The organism is Dyella sp. 01N36, assembly GCF_056399745.1.
Genome location: NZ_JBFTRY010000045.1, coordinates 1 through 20,865, shown reverse-complemented (window position 1 = coordinate 20,865; position 20,865 = coordinate 1). Strand labels below are relative to the sequence as shown.

Below are 20,865 nucleotides of genomic sequence, written 5' to 3'. Positions count from 1 at the left end.
GTGTTGAACGCACCGATGCGCAGTGCGTACGGCGCGGTCGGTGAAACGGAGCGCGGCATTTCCGCGACGTGCTTCAAGCTGATCTTGGTCGGGATGAAGGTGTAGGCACCGAAGTCGTAGGAGATGATGCCTTCGGCTCGGAACGTGGTGCCCGCCACGAACGGCGTGTTGAGCGGCACGGCGCCGAAGTCCGCGGTATTCATCTTGAATACTTCCGGGTTGCCGCTCCAGTTGGCTAGCTGCACACCGTCAGGCACCGGCACGCCATAGCGCACGCCGGGGAGACGCAACGAGCGCTTGCCGTTCGCGGTGATGCTCACTTCCGCATACGGCTCGCCGCTGAAACGCTTGTTGCCCGTGTTGATCATGCCGTTCTCGATCACCACGCGCATGCCCACGAAGCACTGGAAGTTGGTTGCGCCGCACGACAGCTTGGTCGGATCGGACGACGGGATCGCATCGCCAAACACCACCGCCTTCGGCAGGCGCGCGCCATGCGAGCTCACCGTCACCACGGGGCTGGTGAGTTCGGGCAACTGATAGTAGTTGGCGACCCTGGCGTCCACGTTCACCACATCGCCCACCGCCACCGTCGGCGTGCTGGAGGTAAATACATAGATGCCGTTGGAGGTGAGCGGATCGGCATCGGCGCGCGTGTCGGGCGTCTGCATGGTGAAGCCCGCCGGGCCCACCGCGGTGACGATGTTGCCCGTGGTCTTCACCGGCTTGCCGAGCAGCGGCGAGATCTGATCGCGCCCCTGGATCTGCCAGATCTCGGCAGCAACCGGGATGTCGTAGAGGATCGCGCCGATCGCCGTATCGCGCGACAGCGGAAGATTGCCGCTGGGCTGGCTCAGCTTGACCTCGAAGGCCTTGTCGTCGCTCGGCGTGGTGCGGCCGTGCACCACCACGTTGAAGTTCGCCTGCATCTGCCCTTCGGCGATGCTGACGTTGGTATCGAGCGCGTCGTAGTCATGATTGGCAACCGTAGCCGTGCCATCGAGCGTCGCCACGTGCACCGCGACGCCACCCGTGGGTGCAGGCTGGGTGAGTGAGACGGTGAAGGGCATTTGGACGTCCGCAGCACCGCGCACTGTGGCGCTTGCGTCGGCGATGGACAAGGCCTGGCCCAGCACCACGCACGAGCTTGCGCTGTTGTGCGGCGCCGTGGGAGACACCACGTTGAAATCCGCCTGGTTGTCGCCGGTGTTTTGCGGCAGGCCCGCGGCCGTGGGCTTGCGGCCATAGCCCTTATCGGCATTTGTGGTGCCGAGCGACGCCAGTGGCGTGCCGGCCTTGTACGCCGAACCGGCGGAGAGGCCGACCTGATCGACCAGCTGGCCCGAGCCATCGAGGATGGCGAGGCCGCCGTCGTCGGTGACGCCCGTGCTGTACTTGAGATCGCCGGCCACGCTGCCGGAATAACCGCTGCTCGCGCTGTTGGTGAGCAACAGATAGCAGCCCGGCGCGATGGAGGTGCCGCTGGGCAGCGTCAGGCGCGTGCCGGTGGTGCCGCTGACATTGGAGGCGTTGAACTTGTAGCCCGACAGATCCAGCGCCTTGCTGCCGCTGTTGAACAGCTCGACGAATTCGTCGTTGCCGCCGGCGGGGCCACGGACGCGAAACTGACTGATGCTGAGATCTGCCGCTTGCGCAGCGGTTGCCGACAGGGCGAGCAACAGTGCGACTAATAGGGCACGTCGAATGTGCGTTGGTTTCATTAACCACTCCCTTCCTGGGTCCGGGGCGGACCCCATCAGGGAGAGGCTAAGTAGCTATTGCGACAGTTTTGCGAAGGAAGTTGCGGCAGCGCTTCATTTTGCGAAGCGCTTTGCGTTCTGCTGTGTGACCGGCATCGTCGACGTTGCGTGAACGACGCCGGTCATGTCGCTGCCTCAGGCCGCTTCGGCCTTCACCGTCTTGAGCTTGCGTGGCCCCTGCAGCAGGGCCTGACGCACATGCGAAACGACCAGGTCCACTTCGTCGCTGGTCACCAGGAAGTGCGGCGTGAAGCGCAGCGAGTTGGTACCGCCGTGGATCACGCCGACGCCGCGCTCGCGCATGAACTCCTCGATCGAATCGGCGCCGTAGCACTTGAACTCCGGTGCCAGTTCGCAGGAGAACAGCAGACCGGTGCCCTGCACCTTGGTGATCAGGCCGCCCAGTTCGTTCTTGAGCGCATTGAGCTTGTCGACGAATTCCTTGCCGCGCTCGCGGATGTTGTTGCGCACCTCATCGGTGAGCAGCTCGAGCGTGGCGAGCGCCACGTCGAGCGCGCGCGGATTGGCAGTCATGGTGTTGCCGTAGATGCCCTTGCGGTACAGCTCGGCGGTGCGCGCAGTCACAGCAAGCACGGACAACGGATACTGGCCGGCGTTGAGCGCCTTGGAGAAGGTTTCCATATCCGGCGGCGCGAGCTTCTCGAAGCCCGGATAATCGGTGACCGACAGCACGCCGTGCGCACGCAGGCCCGCCTGGATGGAGTCGACCAGCAACAGCGAACCGTGCGCTTCGGTGAGCGCGCGCGCCTTCTGGTAGAACTCCGGCGTCACGGCACGGCCCGGATCGCCTTCGCCCATCACCGGTTCCAGGAACATCGCCTCGATAAACCAGCCGTTCTTGTCCGCGTCGGCAAACACGGCTTCGAGCTGGGCGATGTCGTAAGGCTGCACGGTGAGCAGCGTGTCTTCGTGGCGATAGCTGGCCAGATGCTGCAGGTAAGTCTTGCGCGTGGAATCGGAATACAGCGCCGGCTTGTCGGTGCGACCGTGGAAGGCGCCCTTGACCACCAGGCGCTTGATGGTGCGGCCGGCATAGCGTGCGCCCGGATCGGTCAGCAGCTTGGCATTGACGTCGGCAATGCGACAGGCCAGGCCCACCGACTCCGAACCGGAATTGAGCGCGAGGTAACGCGTATACGGATTGCCGTCGCGGTGGCGGCCCAGTTCGCGATCCATCGCCTTGGCAAAACGCATCTGCGAGATGCTCGGCGTCATCACGTTGGCCATCACCTGCGGACGTGCCAGCGCGGCGTCGATCGCGGCGTTGTTGTGGCCAAAGCCAAGCATGCCGTAGCCGCCGTTGTCGTGGATCACGGCGCCCTTGAAACTCACTACCCACGGGCCGCGCGCAGCAGCGGGCAGGTACGGGTTGATGGCATCGTCCGGATAGAAGTTGACGAATTCGGACTGAACCTGCGCCATCTGTTCGGCTTCGTCGAGCTTGAGGAAATCGCCGAGTTCAGCGCGCAGTTCACGATGACGCGTCACTGCATCGCTGATCGCCTGCACCAGGTCAGGATGACTGCCCGCGTAGCGTTCGATGGTGGCGTCATCGAGGCCACTGGTCTGCGGTGCGCCGCCGAATTCGCGCATTTCGCGCAGCTGATCAATCACACCCATGGGTAACTCCTTCAAAGTCGACTTGCCTGCCGTCCCGATGGCATGCGCATCGATATGTCTACGAATGCGTTGCGGAAACGCGAAACCGTTCAGCGTTTCTCTTGGCCCGTGAGAGCCATGCCGCACTGCGATCCGTCACGGATGTGGCAATGCAACGACTGCCTGAGCATAGCGCGGCGGTGTCGCCGCCGGTACCCCGGGTGACGCTTGTCATGTGTGGTAGCTGACGGGGTCAACTGCCGGCAAACCCTTGCACTGCCTAGCATGGCAGGCAACAAGGAGGAGCCATGAACCCATCTGCCGCAGTGGTGGCCAGCCTGTCTGGCGCAGTCAAACGTTACGGCGCTTTAACGGCGCTGGATGGTCTGGACCTCATGCTGCACCGCGGCGAACTGCTCGCCTTGCTCGGCCCCAACGGCGCTGGCAAAAGCACGGCGATCGGCCTGCTGCTGGGATTGTTGCGCGCCGACGCGGGCAAGGTGGAATTGTTTGGCCAGGATCCGCAGGCGATCGACGCGCGCCGTCGCATCGGCGTGATGCTGCAGTCGGCCTTTCTGCCATCGACGCTGACTGTATCGGAACTGTTACGCCTCACCATGAGCTATTACCCCGCGCCGCGTTCGCTGGCGGAAAGCGCGGAGATGGCTGGTGTGGCGGATCTCCTTTCACGGCGCTATGCAGCGCTGTCCGGTGGCCAGCAGCGTCGCGTGCAGTTTGCGCTGGCGTTGTGCGGAAGGCCGGAGTTGCTGTTTCTGGATGAGCCCACGGTCGGCATGGATATCGACGCGAGGCAAAATCTATGGGCGGCGATTCGACGACTCATCGCCGAAGGCTGTTCCGTCGTGCTCACCACGCATTACCTGGAAGAAGCCGAAGCGCTGGCGCAACGCGTGGTAGTGCTTGGAAAGGGACGCGTATTGAGCCAAGGCAGCGTGGACGAACTGCGTGCGCATGTGGCCGTGACGCGCATCCGTTGCGTCAGCGATCTCGACGCGGAAGCGCTGGCCCATTGGCCGCATGTATCGCATGCCGAACGCGCTGGCACGCACCTGCTTTTGCATAGCGATGAGCCCGAACACGTGCTGCGTCGCCTGCTCGATGCCGATCCCTTGCTGTCGGAACTGGAAGTGCGTCGCGCCGGCCTCGCCGAGGCGTTCACCGAATTGACTCGCGAGAGCGTCGCCGACAAGGAGGCTGCGTAATGTCCGTGACCGCCATCCAACGTTTGCCGTATCAAGGCATGACGTCGCGCCGCCTGCTTGGAGCCTACGCCATGGAGGCGCGCAGCGAATGCCTGCGCTACTTCCGCGCACCCGGTTTCCTGCTGCCGGTGACCTTGTTTCCCACCATGTTCTACCTGCTGTTTGGCATCGTGATGAATCACAACGCCGATGCGAACACGGCCCGCTATCTGCTCGCCAGCTATGGCGTGTTCGGCGTGATGAGCCCGGGTCTGTTCGGCTTTGGCGTCTCGTTGGCGATGGAGCGTGAAAACGGCCTGCTGACGCTCAAGCGGGCGATGCCGATGCCGCCCGGCGCGTATCTGCTGGGCAAGATGGTGATGGCGATGCTGGCCGCCGCCATGGTGATGCTGTTGCTGCTGGCGCTGGGCATCGGTCTGGCGCACGTGCAGTTGGGCGTGCTGCAGGCGCTGGTGTTCATCGTCACCGGCATGTTGGGCGTGCTGCCGTTCTGCGCACTGGGCATGCTGGTGGGCACGCTGGTGAAAGGTCAGGGTGCGCCGGGCGTCATCAACCTCATCTATTTGCCCATGTCGTTCCTGTCGGGGCTGTGGATTCCGCTTTCCGCACTCCCGCAGGCGCTGCAGCGCATGGCACCGGTCTGGCCCAGCGCCCACCTGCAGCAGCTGGCGCTGGGTTCGCTCGGGCTGGGTCACTCCAACGCATGGCCGCACCTGCTTGTGCTCATGGCCTATGGCGTGGGTTTCTTCCTGCTGGCGGCCCGGCGCCTGCATCGGGTGGGTTGAAGTAGCATGCACGAAGGGCGGACGGATCACGGGGAGCGGGACACGGTGCGTCAGTGGCTACGAGCTTGGTTTACGCCGGCGCCGGATTCTCTGGCGGCGATCAGCATGCACAAAGGCAAGTCGCCGTGGGTGGATGCGGTGCATCTGCTGTGGTCGGTGTGGGTGTTCGTGATACCCGCGTTCGATCACTACACCTGGCAGTGGGCCTGGATCACTCTCTTCAGTTATCCGCTGTTCCTGGTTCTGTATGCACAGGCTTGCATCGCGTCCCGGCGCCAGTCGCGTTACTACGCCTTGGCCCTGGTCGCCTTGTCGATGCTGCTGCTGCGCTGGTACCCCAGCGGGCTCACCTATTTCGTGTACGGCACCATCATGCTGCGCAGCTGCCGCATGAGGCTGAGCCTCTACATGGGGCTGTTGGCACTCCTCAACATGATGCTCATCGTCGAGGTGCGCCTGCTGCACTACCCGTGGCAGGCGATCATCTGGATACCCGTCACCTCGATCATTGTCGGCCTGGTGGTGCACGCCGAGCGCCTCAGTGAAGAAAAGGAAGCCGAGCTTCGGTTGTCGCACGATGAAGTACGCCGGCTGGCGGCGCTGGCCGAGCGCGAGCGTATCGGTCGCGATCTGCATGACTTGCTGGGACACACGCTGTCGCTGATCACCTTGAAGCTGGAGCTGTCGCGCAAGCTGTTCGATCGCGATACCGAAGCGGCCAAGCGTGAAATGGCCGAGGCAGAACGTGTGGCCCGGCATGCTTTGCAGGAGGTTCGCACGGCGGTGTCGGGCATACGCGCCACCGATCTGGCCGCCGAACTCGCCGCGGCGCGACTGATGCTGGAATCGTCGGCCGTATCGTTCGAATGCGGCGAGCTGCCGCCTTCCTTGCCGGTCGAGGTCGAGCGAGGACTGGCACTCGTCCTGCGCGAAGCCGTCACCAATATCGCGCGGCACGCGCGAGCAAGTCGTGCGCGGGTGCTCACCGACGTGGCCAATCAGACGCTGAAGCTGTGCATCCAGGACGATGGCCGCGGCGGCATCGATGTACACGGCAATGGCCTCAAGGGCATGTGCGAACGGGTCAAAGCACTGGGCGGCACCCTGGAGGTGCTCTCGCCGGTGGGACAAGGCACCCGCCTGATCATCACCGTGCCGCTGCGTCCGCGCTCGGTATTTCGCGACCTTGGCCAGATCGACGGGACGCCCGATTCGCCGGCGACGGGTTGGTCACCGCAGGAGCGGCAGGCGACATGAGCCGCTGGCTGAAACCGCATCCCGACTCCCTGCTGGGCAGGCTCGGTTCCTCCAGTTACCTGCGCTGGGAGGCCATGGCGAATCTGGTGTGGGTCGCTGCGCTGCTGATCGGGCCGATCACCGATCCCCGGGCCGTATGGACGCGCTGGCTGGTGCCCACGCTGATCTCAGTGCCGCTGTATCTGTATTTGCACTTCAAGGTATACACGGCGCCCTATCGACAACTGGCCTGGTATGCCGCGGGCATCGCTGTGCTCGGTTTGATGGTGTGGCCTTACAACGGCGTGGCGATCGGTTACGTAGTCTCCTCGGCCATGTGCTTTGCCTACCTGTCGTCGGTGCGTCGCTGGCTGACGGCCTTGGCTATCCTGGCCATGCCTACGGCTATCGTCGCCTATGAGCTGCATGTCTCGCCCTGGGTCATGCTGTTGATCGTCTTCGTGTCGTTGACCTCGGGCTTTGGGCATTTCCTGCGCATGAACAACCAGCGCAAGGACGTGGCGCTGCGTCTGTCGCAGGAAGAAGTACGCCGCCTCGCCACCCTGGCCGAACGCGAACGCATCGGCCGCGACCTGCACGACTTGCTCGGTCACACCTTGTCGCTGGTGGCGCTGAAGTCCGAACTCGCGCGCAAACTTGCGCTGGTCGATGCGGAGCGCGCCCAGCGTGAAATGGAGGAAGTCGAACGCGTCGCGCGCCATGCACTGGCCGAAGTGCGCACGGCGGTGACCGGCATGCGGCGCGGTGATCTGGCCGCGGAACTGGTGTCGGCCCGGCTCATGCTGGAAGCCTCCGGCGTCGGTTTTCATGGCGCTTTTCCCTGCGAGGTCCAGCTGCCCGCCCAGGTCGAAGCGCCGCTGGCCCTGGTGTTGCGTGAAGCGGTGACGAATATCTATCGCCACGCCAAGGCGAACACCGCGCGCGTCGACTTCACCATCGACAGGCACAGCTTCCACATGCGGGTTACGGATGACGGTTGCGGCGGCCTGAGCGTGCATGGCAATGGCGTGAGCGGCATGCGTGAACGCGTGCGTGCGCTGGGCGGCAGCCTGCAGATCGATTCGCCGCCGCGGCATGGCACGGTGCTGACCGTGCAGGTGCCCTTGGGCAAAGAGCAGATGTCGGTCGCCGCATCCGAGGCGTCCGACATGGAGTTGAACAACAGGAGTGCCGCATGATTCGCGTATTGCTGGCCGAAGATCAGGCCATGGTGCGTGGCGCGCTGTCCGCGCTGCTCAATCTCGAAAGTGATATCGAAGTGCTTGGTTCGGCGGCGGATGGTGAGGCGGCGTGGCGCGAATTGCAGCGTATCAAGCCCGACGTGCTGGTCACCGATATCGAAATGCCTGGCCTGACCGGGCTGGAGCTCGCGCAGCGCATCCAGCGCCATGACATGCCGATCAAGGTGATCATCGTGACCACGTTTGCGCGGCCGGGTTTTCTTCGCCGCGCCCTGGATGCCGGCGTGTCCGGCTATTTGTTGAAGGATGCGCCAGCGGAGAACCTGGCCGAGGCGCTGCGCATGGTCCATCGCGGCGGACGCGCCATCGATCCGCAGCTGGCGCTGGAGGCCTGGTCGGAGGCCGATCCGCTGAACGATCGCGAGCGGCAGGTGCTGCGCCTGGCGGGCGAGGGACAGTCGGCCAACGACATCGCCACCCAGCTCAACCTGTCGCATGGCACCGTGCGCAACTACTTGTCCGAGGCCATCGGCAAGCTCGGCGCCGCCAATCGCATCGAGGCCTATCGTCTGGCCCGGCAGAAGGGTTGGCTGTAGCCGGCGCGTTCGGGAGCAATCGCGGGCGCGCCTTGTCCTGGCCTCGCCACGCCCCCGACCGAGGGGCCGCCGCGAGTTTTGCGCGATAATGGCCTATTCGACGCCAGTATCCCGCCGTGAAGAAGACCGATTTCGATTTTGAATTGCCGCCCGAGCTGATTGCGCAGGCACCGCTGTCCGAGCGTTCGGCCAGCCGCCTGCTGGTGCTCGACGTGGATGCGCAGTTGCGCCAGGACCGCATGTTCCGCGAACTGCCGGCCTTCCTGCGCGAGGGCGACCTGCTGGTGTTCAATGACACGCGCGTGCTGCCTGCGCGCCTGTACGGTCGCAAGGACACCGGCGGTCAGGTGGAAATCCTGATCGAGCGCGTCACCGGTGCGCACGAAGCCACAGTGCAGCTGGGGGTGAGCAAGAAGCCGAAAGAGGGTGGCCGCATCGAGCTGGCTGATGGCAGCCATGCCGTGGTGCTGGGACGCGATAACTCATTCTTCCGTCTGCACTTCGAATCGCCCGAACCGCTGGAGCGGCTGCTGCTGAAACTCGGCGAAATGCCGCTGCCGCCGTATATCGAACGCCACGCCGATACCAGCGACATGGAGCGCTACCAGACAGTGTTCGCGCGCGAGCCGGGTGCGGTGGCGGCGCCCACGGCCGGCCTGCATTTCGATGAGGCGATGCTGGCGACGCTGCGCGAGCGCGGCATCCAGTTTGGCTACGTGACCCTGCACGTGGGCGCGGGCACGTTCCAGCCGATACGTGCCGATGACATCAAGGATCACCAGATGCATCGCGAGTGGCTCAACGTGGGCGCGAGCCTGGTGGAGCAGATCCGCCGCACGCGTGCGGCCGGCGGTCGCGTGATCGCGGTAGGCACCACCGTGGTGCGTGCGCTGGAGAGCGCGGTGCGCGACGGCGAACTGCAGCCGTTCGCGGGGGAAACGCAGATCTTCATTTTCCCGGGCTACAAGTTCAGCAGCATCGACGGCTTGCTGACCAACTTCCACCTGCCGCAATCGACCCTGCTGATGCTGGTGTCGGCGCTGGCGGGGCGCGACTTCATGCTGGGCTCGTATCGGCATGCGGTGGAACAGAAGTACCGGTTTTTCTCCTACGGCGATGCGATGTTGATTTTGCCCAAGGGCTGAAAGACAGAAACCCTCACCTGTGGGAGCGCACCCTGTGCGCGACTGCCACGCCTGGGTGTACCGCTTCGTAGGCTTGTCGCGCACAGGGTGCGCTCCCACAGGGGGGCGTTTTCGGCCTCCAAAGCACGAAATCGCCGGACAGGCGATAATTCCCCCTATGACTTCCATGACTTTCGAACTCCAGGCCACCGACGGCGCGGCCCGCCGAGGCCGTCTCACGTTTGACCGCGGCACGGTGGAGACGCCGGCTTTCATGCCGGTCGGCACCTATGGCTCGGTCAAGGCGATGACTCCGCGGGACGTCCGCGAGATTGGCGCCGAGATCATCCTGGGCAACACCTTCCACCTGTATCTGCGCCCCGGTCTCGAGGTGGTGGAGCAGTTCGGCGGCCTGCACAAGTTCATCGGGTGGGACAAGCCGATCCTCACCGATTCCGGCGGTTTCCAGGTGTTCTCGCTGGCGCACAAGCGCAAGATCACCGAGGAGGGCGTGGCCTTCGCCTCGCCGGTGGATGGCTCCAAAGTGTTCCTGTCGCCCGAAGAGTCCATGCGCATCCAGAAGGTGCTGGATTCGGATATCGCGATGATTTTCGACGAGTGCACGCCGTATCCGGCTACGGAGAAGGTGGCGTCCACCTCGATGGAACTGAGCCTGCGTTGGGCTGAGCGTTCGCGCCGCGCGTTCGACGATCTGAAAAATCCCAATGCGCTGTTCGGCATCGTGCAGGGCAGCGTCTACGAAAACCTGCGCCGCCGCTCGGCGGAGGGTCTGGTGAACATCGGCTTCGATGGCTACGCCGTCGGCGGCCTCGCCGTGGGCGAGCCGGAGGCCGAGCGCAATCACGCGCTGGATTTCACGGTGCCCATGTTGCCAGCCGACAAGCCGCGCTACCTGATGGGCGTGGGCCGTCCAGAGGACATCGTGGAAGCGGTGCGCCGCGGCATCGATATGTTCGACTGCGTCATGCCCACCCGCAATGCACGCAATGGGTTCCTGTTCACCGCCGAAGGCACGCTGCGCATCCGCAACGCCAAATTTGCGCTGGACACCCGCGTGATCGAGGAAGGCTGCGACTGCTACGCCTGCAGCAACGGCTTCAGCCGTGCCTACCTGCGGCATCTTGACCGCTGTAACGAGATCCTCGGCAGCCAGCTGGCCACCATGCACAACCTGCGGCATTACCAGCGGTTGATGGCGGGGCTGCGCGAGGCGATTGCGGCGGGGAAGCTGGAGGACTTCGTGGCGGAGTTCTATGCGCGCAGGGCGGGCGGCGTGGTGGCCTGAGCTTGAGGATGGCACGAACCTCGAGCCCGTCATCCGGGCGCAGGCCGGAATGACGGGCTAGCGGGGGGCCCTTTCGGGGAACCTTCCGACCCTCGCCCCGGTCCAGCCCTTGCAATCCACGCCCCGCGACGCCAGAACCCTTCACGGGCGGGCCTTGCAGCGCATGCAGGGGCCGGGGGCGCGTGGCATAATCCACGATCTTTTATCAGGTGTTGTCAGAAAACTCTGGCAATACCGCTACTTGCGAGACGAGCTGATGACTTTTCCGATGTCCTATGTGATTGCCCAGGCCGCTCCCGCAGCCGCTCCGGGGGGAAATCCCCTGATGAGCCTGGCCCTGCCGATCCTGCTGCTGGTGGTCATGTTCTTCGTCATGATCCGCCCGCAGATGAAGCGTCAGAAGGAACACCGCGCCATGCTGACGGCCCTGTCCAAGGGTGACGAAGTGGTCACCAACGGCGGTATTGCCGGCAAGGTCGAAGAGATTGGTGAGAGTTTCATCACGGTCGAAATCGCTCCGAACGTGAAGATCAAGGTGCAGAAGGGCGCCGTGCAGCAGGTCCTGCCCAAGGGCTCGCTGAAGTCGTCCTGACGACTTGCCGGAGCGGAGGGGCTCCGGTCCACCGAAGCATTGCTCGCCACGGCTGCCTCAGCCGTGGCTTTTGACGGATTCAAGGCATGAGTGATTTTCCACGCTGGAAATATGCGCTGGTCGCCATCGTATTGGTGCTCGGTATTGTTTACGCGTTGCCCAATGTGTTCTTGCCGGTGCCTGCCGTGCAGATCACGGCCAACCGCAACGGGACGGTTGACCAGTCGATCGAACAGAAGGTGGTCGACGCGCTGAAGAAAGCCAACGTCGCCACGACCGGCGTCGAGCTCAATGGCGATCACCTGCTCGCCAGCTTCGCCAATGCCGACGTGCAGAAGAGCGCAGCCGATGCCATCAAGGCCTCGCTGGGCGATGACTACACGGTGGCGTTCAACCTGAAGTCGACGGTGCCGCATTGGCTGACGTCCATCGGCGCCAAGTCGATGCCGCTGGGCCTGGACCTTCAGGGCGGCGTGCACTTCCTCATGGAGGTCGATCAGAACGATGTGATCGACAAGCAGGAAACGCGTTACGCGGACGACATCCGTAGCCTGCTGCGCGAAAAGAACATCCGCTACGACTCGGTCGTGCGCAACCCGCAGCGCGGGCAGGGCGTGTCGGTGGTGCTCAAGTCCGCCGCCGACCGCACCGCTGCCGGCAACGCCATCACGGCGGACTATCCCGATCTGGCCGTGACGGACGGCAACGCCACCGGCGATCGTTTCCCGCTGAACGCGGCGGTGCGTCCGGACAAGGCGCGTGAGCTGTCGCTCAACACCATCCGCCAGAACCTGGGCACGCTGCGCAACCGCATCAACGCGCTGGGTGTGTCCGAGCCGATCATCCAGCAGCAGGGCGACAGCCGCATCGTGGTCGAGCTGGCCGGCGTGCAGGATACGGCCGAGGCGAAGAAGCTGATCGGCGCCGTGGCGACCCTGGAATACCGCTCAGGCTACGGCACGCCGCAGCAGGCGGTGGACGCTGCCCGCACCGGCATCGTTCCGCCCGACGCGCGCCTGTACAAGGATCGCGATGGCCGTCCGTATCTGCTGAGCAAGAACATCATCGTCACCGGCGATCAGCTGGTGGATGCTTCGTCCAGCTTCGACCAGCAGAGCGGCAGCCCGGCAGTGTCGGTGACGCTCAATGCGGCCGGCGCCAAGAAGATGCTCGACTTCACCACCAGCAACGTCGGCAAGCCGATGGGCGTGGTGTACGTGGAGCGCGTGGTCGACACCAAGGTGGTCGACGGCAAGGAAGTGCGCACGCCGAAGGTCACGGAAGAAGTGATCAACTACGCCACCATCAACGGCGTGTTTGGCAAGAACTTCCAGACGACCGGTCTGCGCAGTCCCAAGGACGCCTCCGATCTCGCGCTGCTGCTCAAGGGTGGTTCGCTGGCGGCGCCTGTGGACATCGTCGAAGAGCGCGTGATCGGTCCCAGCCTGGGTCAGGACAACATCCAGAAGGGTCTGCGCGCCGTGACGCTCGGCCTCGCCCTGGTGCTGCTGGCCGCTGCGTTCTACTACAAGCTGTTCGGTCTCGTGGCCGACGTGGCGCTGTTCTTCAACCTGGTGATCCTGATTGCCGTGATGTCGGCGGTCGGCGTGACGCTGACCATGCCGGGCATCGCCGGTATCGTGCTGACGCTGGGTATGGCGATCGACGCGAACGTGCTGATCTGCGAACGCATCCGTGAAGAACTGCGTAACGGCTCGTCGCCGCACGCGGCGATCCGCGCCGGTTACGACAAGGCGTGGGCCACCATTCTCGACGCCAACGTTACCCACCTTATTGCCGCACTCGCGCTGACCACGATGGGCTCGGGCCCGATCAAGGGCTTCGGCGTGACGCTGCTGATCGGTATCCTGACCTCGATGTTCACCTCGGTCACCGTGACGCACGCGATCACCGCGCTGATCCATGGTCATCGCAAGCTCAAGACGCTGTCGGTCTGAGGAATAAACACAAATGGAAATCTTCAACCACAACGCCAACGTGAACTTCCTCGGCATGAGGAAGTTCAGCGTGGGTATCGCGATCTTGCTGATGATTGCCTCCATCGCGCTGATCACGGTCAAGGGACTCAACTACGGTCTGGACTTCACCGGCGGCGTGTCCATGGTGATGGACTACGACAACGCGGTGCAGGTCGGCGAAGTACGCGACGCGCTCGAAAAGGGCGGCATGGAGCATGCGCTGGTGCAGAGCCTGGGCGGCACCAAGGAAGTGTCCATTCGCCTGCAGCCGAAGGACGATCCGAACTCCGGCGTCGCCAACGGCGGCAAGGTGAACCTGGACAAGATCGCCGACGACGTCACCAAGGCCCTGCAGGCCGCGCGTCCGGATGCCAAACTCAAGAGCCGCGACTACGTCGGCTCCGCCGTAGGCGAAGAGCTGCGCAGCGACGGCATCGTGGCTGCCATCGTGGTGGTGCTGGGCATCGGCTTGTACCTGGGTATCCGCTTCGAGTGGCGTTTCGCCGTGGCGGCCATCGCCACCGAGGCCCACGATGCGCTGGTGACGGTCGGCATCTTCGCGTTGACGCAGCGCGAGTTCGACCTGACCGTGCTTGCCTCGGTGCTGGCGGTGATCGGTTACTCGATCAACGACAAGGTGGTGGTGTTCGACCGCGTGCGTGAACTTTTCCGCCTGGCCCGCAAGGCCGAGCCGGAAGAGATCCTCAACCGTTCGATCAACAACACGCTGTCGCGTACCATCATCACCGCGCTGTTCACCGGCATCACCATGGCCGCGCTGTACTTCTTCGGCGGCCCGGCTGTGCACGGCTTCGCCATCACCATGCTGATCGGTATTTTGGTGGGTACGCTCTCCTCGATCTTCGTGGCGAGCCCGATCCTGCTGTGGCTGGGCGTGTCCAAGCAGGACCTGATGCCCAGGACCAAGGAAAACCCGGAGCTGGCGCGTCGTCCGTAACTGGCTCGCTGCTTTCGCTGAGAAGAGGCCCGGGGATTCCCGGGCCTTTTTCTTTGTGTGACTTCCAGGCTGGCCCATGTGCGTGCAGGACTTCCCCGATTGAAGGTCGCCTGCACCGAACACTAGGATGGGCCAACACTGTCTCGGCCCTCTCGCATGTTTCGCGCTCCGAACCTCTGGAATGAATTCTTTGCGATCGCGCTGAGGCAACCCAGGCCAAGCGCCAAGGTGGCGGCAACGTTTCCGGAAGTCCGACGTTTCAGTACGTCGAATGGACCGGTCAGCAGCGTTGTGGTTCCCATCATGATCATCGGACTGCTTGGCGACATCCCGCTTTCATGGGTGCTGGTGTCGCTCTCCCACCCCGCCCATCCATGGTTGATCCATGGCATCGTTTTTATCGCCGGGCTGTATGCGGTCGGCTGGGCATTGGCGGTGCGCAGCACAAGCTGCTCGATTCCCCATGCAATCGATGAGCACGCGCTGTGGCTAGGTGGTGGCATCCATTACGGCGGGAACATCCCGCGATCTTCCATTCGCCGCGTCCTTGCGTTCCACGAATCTCGTCAGGCCTGGGCGGGGGGCCATCAAGTTCCGCTGAGCGATGTGCTGGTAGTCAGTCGACCCGATGCTCCCAACGTGGCAATAGAACTTGAGGAATCGGCCATGACCCAGGTGCGTTTGAGCCGTAAAGGGAAGGACGTTGCTGCACGCCGCTGGATCCTGCTGTACGTGGACCGCCCCGGCGAGTTTGCGACGGCAGCATCCTGAGTGGAGTCGCTGCGGGGACACGGCGAGGCAGATATCTAAGCGGTCTCAGTGGAGGCCTGAACTCCGGAAACACCGGCCGAAGTTTCTTCCACAGCATGCGCCGGCTGCAGCACATGATGGGCCAACCCATGCAGATCCAGTTGATCCACCGGTATTGGGCGGTAGTCGGGGCCGAAGGCCACCTCGCCAAACTTCCATCCCGATGGCCGACGCACCGCGCCCCAAAAACGCTTGGCCGCGTTCCAGTGCAAGCCAACCAGGCCATGGTTGTTGTCGTCGTCCACCATCGGATCGCCCACGCCGGTGGGACGCAGCGGTTCGTTGTACAGCGCGGTGCCGAACAGCACATCCCAGATCGAGAAGACCTGGCCGAAGTTGCAGTTGTGCAGTGTCGGACGAGTGGGGTCGACCAGCATGTGGTGAAGGCGGTGGAACTTCGGTGACACGAATACGCGGTTGAAGACCGGGCCGAACGCGATGCGCACATTGGCGTGCGAGAAGTTCTGCACCAGTTCGCCCATCAGCACCAGCCAGGCGAACTGCTCGGGCTCCACGCCCATCACGATGCCCACGCTGGCGAGGATCATCGACTGGATGAAGCCGTCGATCAGGCTGCCGCGATCATTCGTCCAGCAGCTCATCTGGCGCGTGCTGTGGTGCATGCTGTGCAGCGCCCACCACCACGGCAGCGCGTGCTGCAGGCGGTGCATCCAGTAGTACACCAGGTCGTAGATCACGTAGTAGCAGCCGAACAACAGCCACGGATGCTGTTTCAGCCACGGCACCCAGTGCGTGATGGCGAGCGGCGAGGCGCTGGCGTCGCCGGGGCCGGTGTCCGGTCCGCCAAAGTAAGTGGCGATGGGCGTGAGGATGAGATAGCTGAAGATCGGAAAAATGCCGACCAGCATCAACACGGTGTACTGGAAGTCGACCTTGGTGAGCTTGCGATGTTCCCATCGTTCCGCCGGCACGACGCTTTCCAGCGGCCGGAAGATCAGGCCGATCACACAGAGCTGGAAGGCTGCGATCAGCAGCGAGCCGGAGATGTCGTTCGGATCGCCGGCGAGGCCTTCCAGGTGCAGGAACTGCAGCACTGGCAGTACACCGTGGCTGGCGAACCAGCTGACCAGATGGGACCACAGTTCGGACATCGTCGACACCTTGCGAGATAACGTGTCGGTCCTGCAGGCGGGGAGCGGAGCGGGCGCTACAGAACCGGGCAGTTCAGGATACCGCCGGCTGCCGGCCGCATCCATCCGGCAGGATTTTGCGGCAAGCCACCTTTCGCTTAGCTGCCGCGCAAATGCGCGTCCAGCTCCGCCAATTGCGCCGGATTGCCCAGGTTGCGCCAGAAGCCGTCGTAGCATTCCCCGCTGAGCTGGTCGGCACGCATGGCTTGTTGATACAGCGGCAGCAATTTGAAGCGACCGGGTGCGTGCCCGCGCAGGAATTCAGGGCGGTAGACGCCGATATTGCCGAAGGTGAGCCGCTCGCCTGAACCGTCTTCGTGGAGCTGGCCGTGATCCAGCACGAAATCGCCCGTGGCATGCCAGTCAGGATTGGGCACCATCACCAGGTGTGCCAGGCCCGATGGCTCAAGCGGCAGCGCGGCATAGTCGTAGTCGCTGTAGATATCCGCGCTGACGGCGATAAACGGCTCGGGTCCCAGCAAGGGCAGTGCGTTGAGCATGCCGCCGCCGGTTTCCAGCGGTGTGGGACCTTCGTAGGCGTAGCGGATGCGCAGGCCCCAGCGCGAACCATCACCGAGCACATCGGGAAATTGGTCCGCCAGGTGCGAGGTGTTGATCACCACGTAGCGCACATCAATGGCAGCCAGTTTTTCCAGATGCCATTCGATCAGGCGCTTGCCGCCCACTCCCAGCAAAGGCTTGGGCGTGTGATCAGTGAGTGGACGCATCCGTTCGCCGAGGCCGGCGGCGAAAATCATGGCGTGTCTCATGCGGCGGCCACCTGGGTAAGGTCGCGACCTTCCGCATGCTGCTTCAGCAGCGCCACGAAGTCCGCCAGTTCGGGATAACGCTCTGCCACCGACACCACGTAGTGATACACGCGCGGCACGTCGGCGAGGTAGCCGGGCTTTCCATCGCGATACCACAGGCGATAGAACTGGCCGAGCACGCGGATATGGCGATGCAGGCCAGTGAGATCGAACCAGCGCAGGAAACGCTTGCCGTCGATCTTTTCATCGATCACGCCAGCTGCGAGCAGGCGCTGCCGATACGACTCTACCCAGCCCTCCACACGTTCGCGTGGCCATACGACGTAGGCATCGCGCAGCAGCGAGGCGAGGTCGTAAGTGATCGGGCCGGACAGCGCCCCCTGGAAATCGATGATGCCGGGATTGTTCTGGTCGACGATGAGCAGGTTGCGGCTGTGATAGTCGCGATGCACGAATCGACGCGGCTGTTCCAGCGAATTGCGGATAATCACGCTGAACGCGGCTTCGAGCACATCCCATTCGTCGCAGGTGGGCGTGTAACCGAGGTGTTTGCCGAGAAACCATTCCGGCATCACTTCCAATCCGCTTACCAGGCGTGCGTGATCGAACAGCGGCAGATCGGCGTGATCCATGCGTGTCTGCATCAACAACAACGCATCCATGGCGTCGCCGTAGAGGCGATCGGCGCTGTCGTCGTTCAAGGCGGGTAGGTAGAGCTGCGTGCCGAGGTCTTCGATCAGCAGGAAGCCCTGCTCCAGATCCTTCGCGTGCACCGCCGGCACATGCAAACCCGCGTCGGCAAGTCGTTGGCCGATGGCCAGCCACGGGCGAGGGTCTTCCTGCGCGATCGGTGAATCCATCACCACCCAGCTTTTGCCGCCGTGCTGCGTGCGCCAGTAGCTGCGAAAGCTGGCGTCCGACGAGGCCGATTCGAGGGTGAGCGTGGGGTCGCCAAGGGCGGAGCGAGTCCAGGCGAGGCGGGCGGCGGCGCGGTCGGGAACGGTGGTCATGGTCGGCTGGACGTGGCGATGAGAGAAGCTTAGCGGGTATTCGCCTCATCTTGCCGGGAGCCAGAGCAGGGCTGAAATCTACCGTGGGAAATCTACTGTGGGAGCGCACCCTGTGCGCGACGAACTTACGGAGCGGCACATCCGTGCGCCGCGTCGCGCACAGGGTGCGCTCCCACAGATGAGCGAACCCCTCTGCCCAAAAGGAAAGAGGGGATGAGAGAGCGCACTCACGACAGGTTGTACGCCTTCTCCTCGTGCAACGAGAGATCCAGGCCAACCTGCTCCTGCTCATCGTCCACACGCAGCCCAATAGTCCAGTCAATCAACTTCAGGATAAGCAGACTCAACACGGCGCTCCACACCACCGTAAAGCCCACGCCTTTGGCCTGTATCCACAACTGCCCGAACAGCGATTCCACCGTGCCGAAGCCGCCGAGCTTGGGCGAGGCCAGCGGGCCGGTGAGCAGGGCGCCGATGATGCCGGCGATGGCGTGTACGCCGAACACATCCAGCGAGTCGTCATAGCCGAACTTGTGCTTGAGGCGCGTGGCGCTGAAGAAACAGACGACGCCCGCAATCAGGCCCAGCACCAGCGCGCCGCCGGGCCCGGCCGTGCCAGCGGCAGGCGTGACAGCAACAAGCCCCGCAACCGCGCCAGAAACAATGCCCAGTACGCTGGGCCGCCCATGCACGATCCATTCGATCGCCAGCCAGCCCAGTGCGGCGGCGGCGGTGGCGACCTGCGTCACCAGCATCGCCATGCCGGCGCTGCCGTTGGCGGCCACGGCCGAGCCGGCGTTGAAGCCGAACCAGCCCAGCCACAGCAGGCTGGCGCCCACCACGGTGTAACCCAGGTTGTGCGGCGGCATCGGCACGTTGGGATAACCGCGGCGCTTGCCAATCACCAGGCAGGCCACCAGGCCCGCGATGCCCGCGTTGATGTGCACCACCGTACCGCCGGCGAAATCGAGCACGCCCAGATCGCCGAGGAAGGAACCCGGTCCGCTCCACACCATATGCGCCACCGGCAGGTAGACGATGGTCAGCCACAGGCCGCTGAACCACAGCAGCGCGCTGAACTTCATGCGTTCGGCGAAGGCGCCGATGATGAGGGCGGGCGTGATGATCGCGAAGGTCAGCTGGAACATCACGAACACGCTTTCGGGCACGGTCTGATAGCGCGAGTCAGGTTTCAAGCCCGCAAGAAACACGCGATCGAGTCCACCGATGAAGGAGTGCAGGTTGGTCACGCCAGCCTGCATGCCTTCCGTGCTGAAGGCCAGCGAGTAGCCATAGACCATCCACAGCACCGACACCATCGCGGTGATGGCGAAGCACTGCATCAAGACCGACAGCAGGTTCTTCGCACGCACCATGCCGCCGTAGAAGAGCGCGAGCCCCGGAAGCGTCATCAGCAGCACCAGCGCGGTGGCGGTGAGCATCCACGCGGTATCGCCGCTGTCGATATGGGTGGGCGCGGCGGTGGTCTGTGCCCAGGCAGATGAGGTGGCCAGGAGACCGAGGAGAGCGAGCAGGGGGCATGAGGTCTTCAGGTCAAAGCGCATCGACGTCGACCTCCTGCGTGCGAATGCGGATGGCCTGTTCCAGCTCGCTCACGAACACCTTGCCGTCGCCGATCTTGCCGGTGCGCGCGGCGGCGACGATGGCCTCCACCGCCCGGTCGAGCTGCTCGTCGGCCACGGCCACCTCAAGCTTGAGCTTGGGCAGGAAATCCACCACGTACTCCGCACCCCGGTACAGCTCGGTATGCCCGTGTTGGCGGCCAAACCCCTTCACCTCGGTGACGGTCATGCCCGTCACTCCCACCTCGGTCAGCGCCTGGCGGACATCGTCCAGCGTGAACGGTTTGATGATGGCCGTAATCCACTTCATCCCCAACGCTCCCCGTACGGTAGATATGTCGCGGTGCAGCAGGATGTGTGCCATGGGCGGTGTGCGGCCGCCCATGATTCCTCATCGTCATTCCAGCGAAAGCTGAATTCCAGCGACTTTCAATGGGTTGGAGGAGAGGCAAAGCCACTGGATCCCCGCTTTCGCAGGGATGTCGGTGCGGGAAGGGGGATGTTTTCGTAAGCCGGCCGCGTGACCTTGCCCGAAAAGGGGGCGTTCTCCCCAGGACAAATCCCGCTTTTGGTGCATTGCCGCGGTTTGACCCCACCGGCATTAATCAGTACCATTTTGGTACCGATTCCCCGCAGTCTCTCTGGCCGATTCCCCCATGCTCCGCGTCAGCCGACTCACCGACTACGCCACCGTGGTGATGACCTGCATCGCCGCCCATCCTGACGACGTGCTCAGCACGGCGCAGATCGCCGACGAGGCGCGCCTGGAGCTGCCCACCGTGAGCAAGCTGCTCAAGTCGCTGGGTCATGCGGGTCTGGTGGAGTCCTTTCGCGGCGTCAACGGCGGCTACCGCCTGGCGCGCCCGGCGGATGACATCACCCTGGCCCAGATCGTGGAAGCGCTCGAAGGCCCCATCGGGATGACCGAATGCAGTCTTGCCGAAGGTCAGTGCGATCGTGAATCGCTCTGCGGCGTCCGCTCCAACTGGCAACACGTCAACAGCGTCGTGGATAGCGCGCTGCGTGCAGTCAGCCTGTCCGACATGCTCAAACCACCCAGTCGTCGTATCGACGCCAACCTGATCGGATGACCGCCAGGCCATCCATGACGAACGCCCACGACGACACGAAGAACACCATGACCATCGAAACCACTGAAC

Annotated in this window: 19 protein-coding genes; 12 read left to right on the top strand and 7 right to left on the bottom strand. The window is 63.8% G+C overall.

What is annotated here, in order from left to right; genetic code table 11:
• Together AC1DMG_RS10275 and AC1DMG_RS10270 are read right to left on the bottom strand one after the other, a co-directional pair.
• A partial coding sequence (locus AC1DMG_RS10275) for a lamin tail domain-containing protein (protein ID WP_477180490.1) occupies positions 1 to 1,721 on the bottom strand: 1,721 nt, incomplete at its 3' end.
• Between the two features lie 174 nt (positions 1,722 to 1,895).
• On the bottom strand, positions 1,896 to 3,401 hold the full coding sequence (locus tag AC1DMG_RS10270; protein ID WP_477178004.1) for an aminotransferase class III-fold pyridoxal phosphate-dependent enzyme: 1,506 nt from the start codon (positions 3,399 to 3,401) through the stop codon (positions 1,896 to 1,898).
• A 287-nt stretch (positions 3,402 to 3,688) separates the two neighbouring features.
• On the opposite strand from AC1DMG_RS10270, the gene AC1DMG_RS10265 reads away from it, so the two are divergent.
• The 11 genes from AC1DMG_RS10265 (at position 3,689) to AC1DMG_RS10215 (ending at position 15,152) form a co-directional block, all read left to right on the top strand.
• Complete coding sequence (locus AC1DMG_RS10265; protein WP_477178005.1) at positions 3,689 to 4,603, top strand: ABC transporter ATP-binding protein; 915 nt, start codon at positions 3,689 to 3,691, stop codon at positions 4,601 to 4,603.
• The gene (locus AC1DMG_RS10260) at positions 4,603 to 5,388 is read left to right on the top strand and encodes an ABC transporter permease (RefSeq protein WP_477175419.1); all 786 of its coding nucleotides are present in this window, start codon (positions 4,603 to 4,605) and stop codon (positions 5,386 to 5,388) included. Before AC1DMG_RS10265 ends, AC1DMG_RS10260 begins: the two co-directional genes overlap by 1 nt.
• A gap of 105 nt (positions 5,389 to 5,493) precedes the next feature.
• On the top strand, positions 5,494 to 6,645 hold the full coding sequence (locus AC1DMG_RS10255; RefSeq protein ID WP_477178006.1) for a sensor histidine kinase: 1,152 nt from the start codon (positions 5,494 to 5,496) through the stop codon (positions 6,643 to 6,645).
• Positions 6,642 to 7,823, top strand: a complete 1,182-nt coding sequence (locus AC1DMG_RS10250; protein WP_477175421.1) for a sensor histidine kinase — start codon at positions 6,642 to 6,644, stop codon at positions 7,821 to 7,823. Before AC1DMG_RS10255 ends, AC1DMG_RS10250 begins: the two co-directional genes overlap by 4 nt.
• Complete coding sequence (locus AC1DMG_RS10245) at positions 7,820 to 8,422, top strand: response regulator transcription factor (RefSeq protein ID WP_441602614.1); 603 nt, start codon at positions 7,820 to 7,822, stop codon at positions 8,420 to 8,422. Before AC1DMG_RS10250 ends, AC1DMG_RS10245 begins: the two co-directional genes overlap by 4 nt.
• A 116-nt stretch (positions 8,423 to 8,538) precedes the next feature.
• Positions 8,539 to 9,567, top strand: a complete 1,029-nt coding sequence (gene queA, locus AC1DMG_RS10240) for a tRNA preQ1(34) S-adenosylmethionine ribosyltransferase-isomerase QueA (RefSeq protein WP_477178007.1) — start codon at positions 8,539 to 8,541, stop codon at positions 9,565 to 9,567.
• 157 nt (positions 9,568 to 9,724) lie between these two features.
• Complete coding sequence (gene tgt / locus AC1DMG_RS10235; RefSeq protein ID WP_477178008.1) at positions 9,725 to 10,852, top strand: tRNA guanosine(34) transglycosylase Tgt; 1,128 nt, start codon at positions 9,725 to 9,727, stop codon at positions 10,850 to 10,852.
• A gap of 256 nt (positions 10,853 to 11,108) precedes the next feature.
• A complete protein-coding gene (gene yajC / locus AC1DMG_RS10230) occupies positions 11,109 to 11,444 on the top strand; it encodes a preprotein translocase subunit YajC (RefSeq protein WP_441602696.1) in 336 nt (111 codons plus the stop codon).
• Positions 11,445 to 11,530: 86 nt separating this feature from the next.
• Complete coding sequence (secD, locus tag AC1DMG_RS10225; protein WP_441602617.1) at positions 11,531 to 13,402, top strand: protein translocase subunit SecD; 1,872 nt, start codon at positions 11,531 to 11,533, stop codon at positions 13,400 to 13,402.
• Between the two features lie 13 nt (positions 13,403 to 13,415).
• A complete protein-coding gene (gene secF / locus AC1DMG_RS10220; RefSeq protein WP_477175425.1) occupies positions 13,416 to 14,381 on the top strand; it encodes a protein translocase subunit SecF in 966 nt (321 codons plus the stop codon).
• Positions 14,382 to 14,684: 303 nt separating this feature from the next.
• Positions 14,685 to 15,152, top strand: coding sequence for a hypothetical protein (locus tag AC1DMG_RS10215; protein WP_477178009.1), 468 nt, complete (start codon positions 14,685 to 14,687; stop codon positions 15,150 to 15,152).
• A gap of 35 nt (positions 15,153 to 15,187) precedes the next feature.
• Here the strand turns inward: AC1DMG_RS10215 and AC1DMG_RS10210 are convergent, their stop codons facing one another.
• From AC1DMG_RS10210 to AC1DMG_RS10190, 5 genes are all read right to left on the bottom strand, one after another.
• Positions 15,188 to 16,303, bottom strand: a complete 1,116-nt coding sequence (locus tag AC1DMG_RS10210; RefSeq protein ID WP_477178010.1) for a sterol desaturase family protein — start codon at positions 16,301 to 16,303, stop codon at positions 15,188 to 15,190.
• 137 nt (positions 16,304 to 16,440) lie between these two features.
• Positions 16,441 to 17,112, bottom strand: a complete 672-nt coding sequence (murU, locus tag AC1DMG_RS10205) for an N-acetylmuramate alpha-1-phosphate uridylyltransferase MurU (protein WP_477178011.1) — start codon at positions 17,110 to 17,112, stop codon at positions 16,441 to 16,443.
• Positions 17,109 to 18,122 carry an aminoglycoside phosphotransferase family protein gene (locus tag AC1DMG_RS10200; RefSeq protein WP_477178012.1) on the bottom strand — a complete coding sequence of 338 codons (1,014 nt, stop codon included), beginning with the start codon at positions 18,120 to 18,122 and terminating at the stop codon, positions 17,109 to 17,111. The genes murU and AC1DMG_RS10200 overlap by 4 nt, the downstream gene beginning before the upstream one ends.
• 227 nt (positions 18,123 to 18,349) lie before the next feature.
• The gene (locus tag AC1DMG_RS10195) at positions 18,350 to 19,687 is read right to left on the bottom strand and encodes an ammonium transporter (RefSeq protein ID WP_477178013.1); all 1,338 of its coding nucleotides are present in this window, start codon (positions 19,685 to 19,687) and stop codon (positions 18,350 to 18,352) included.
• On the bottom strand, positions 19,677 to 20,015 hold the full coding sequence (locus AC1DMG_RS10190) for a P-II family nitrogen regulator (protein WP_477175431.1): 339 nt from the start codon (positions 20,013 to 20,015) through the stop codon (positions 19,677 to 19,679). Before AC1DMG_RS10190 ends, AC1DMG_RS10195 begins: the two co-directional genes overlap by 11 nt.
• A gap of 346 nt (positions 20,016 to 20,361) precedes the next feature.
• Between AC1DMG_RS10190 and AC1DMG_RS10185 the strand changes: the two genes are divergently transcribed.
• Positions 20,362 to 20,796: an SUF system Fe-S cluster assembly regulator gene (locus AC1DMG_RS10185; RefSeq protein ID WP_046970009.1), complete on the top strand. Its 435-nt coding sequence runs from the start codon at positions 20,362 to 20,364 to the stop codon at positions 20,794 to 20,796.
• Positions 20,797 to 20,865 lie beyond the last annotated feature (69 nt).

Excerpts from the sequence above, each read along its gene's own strand:
- AC1DMG_RS10255 (WP_477178006.1), top strand. The coding sequence starts at position 5,494 with ATGCACAAAGGCAAGTCGCCGTGGGTGGATGCGGTGCATCTGCTGTGG.
- AC1DMG_RS10195 (WP_477178013.1), bottom strand. The coding sequence starts at position 19,687 with ATGCGCTTTGACCTGAAGACCTCATGCCCCCTGCTCGCTCTCCTCGGT.
- murU (WP_477178011.1), bottom strand. The coding sequence starts at position 17,112 with ATGAGACACGCCATGATTTTCGCCGCCGGCCTCGGCGAACGGATGCGT.
- secF (WP_477175425.1), top strand. The coding sequence starts at position 13,416 with ATGGAAATCTTCAACCACAACGCCAACGTGAACTTCCTCGGCATGAGG.
- AC1DMG_RS10260 (WP_477175419.1), top strand. The coding sequence starts at position 4,603 with ATGTCCGTGACCGCCATCCAACGTTTGCCGTATCAAGGCATGACGTCG.
- AC1DMG_RS10215 (WP_477178009.1), top strand. The coding sequence starts at position 14,685 with ATGATCATCGGACTGCTTGGCGACATCCCGCTTTCATGGGTGCTGGTG.
- AC1DMG_RS10270 (WP_477178004.1), bottom strand. The coding sequence starts at position 3,401 with ATGGGTGTGATTGATCAGCTGCGCGAAATGCGCGAATTCGGCGGCGCA.
- yajC (WP_441602696.1), top strand. The coding sequence starts at position 11,109 with ATGACTTTTCCGATGTCCTATGTGATTGCCCAGGCCGCTCCCGCAGCC.
- secD (WP_441602617.1), top strand. The coding sequence starts at position 11,531 with ATGAGTGATTTTCCACGCTGGAAATATGCGCTGGTCGCCATCGTATTG.
- AC1DMG_RS10265 (WP_477178005.1), top strand. The coding sequence starts at position 3,689 with ATGAACCCATCTGCCGCAGTGGTGGCCAGCCTGTCTGGCGCAGTCAAA.
- AC1DMG_RS10250 (WP_477175421.1), top strand. The coding sequence starts at position 6,642 with ATGAGCCGCTGGCTGAAACCGCATCCCGACTCCCTGCTGGGCAGGCTC.
- AC1DMG_RS10210 (WP_477178010.1), bottom strand. The coding sequence starts at position 16,303 with ATGTCCGAACTGTGGTCCCATCTGGTCAGCTGGTTCGCCAGCCACGGT.
- AC1DMG_RS10185 (WP_046970009.1), top strand. The coding sequence starts at position 20,362 with ATGCTCCGCGTCAGCCGACTCACCGACTACGCCACCGTGGTGATGACC.
- AC1DMG_RS10200 (WP_477178012.1), bottom strand. The coding sequence starts at position 18,122 with ATGACCACCGTTCCCGACCGCGCCGCCGCCCGCCTCGCCTGGACTCGC.
- AC1DMG_RS10190 (WP_477175431.1), bottom strand. The coding sequence starts at position 20,015 with ATGAAGTGGATTACGGCCATCATCAAACCGTTCACGCTGGACGATGTC.
- tgt (WP_477178008.1), top strand. The coding sequence starts at position 9,725 with ATGACTTCCATGACTTTCGAACTCCAGGCCACCGACGGCGCGGCCCGC.
- AC1DMG_RS10245 (WP_441602614.1), top strand. The coding sequence starts at position 7,820 with ATGATTCGCGTATTGCTGGCCGAAGATCAGGCCATGGTGCGTGGCGCG.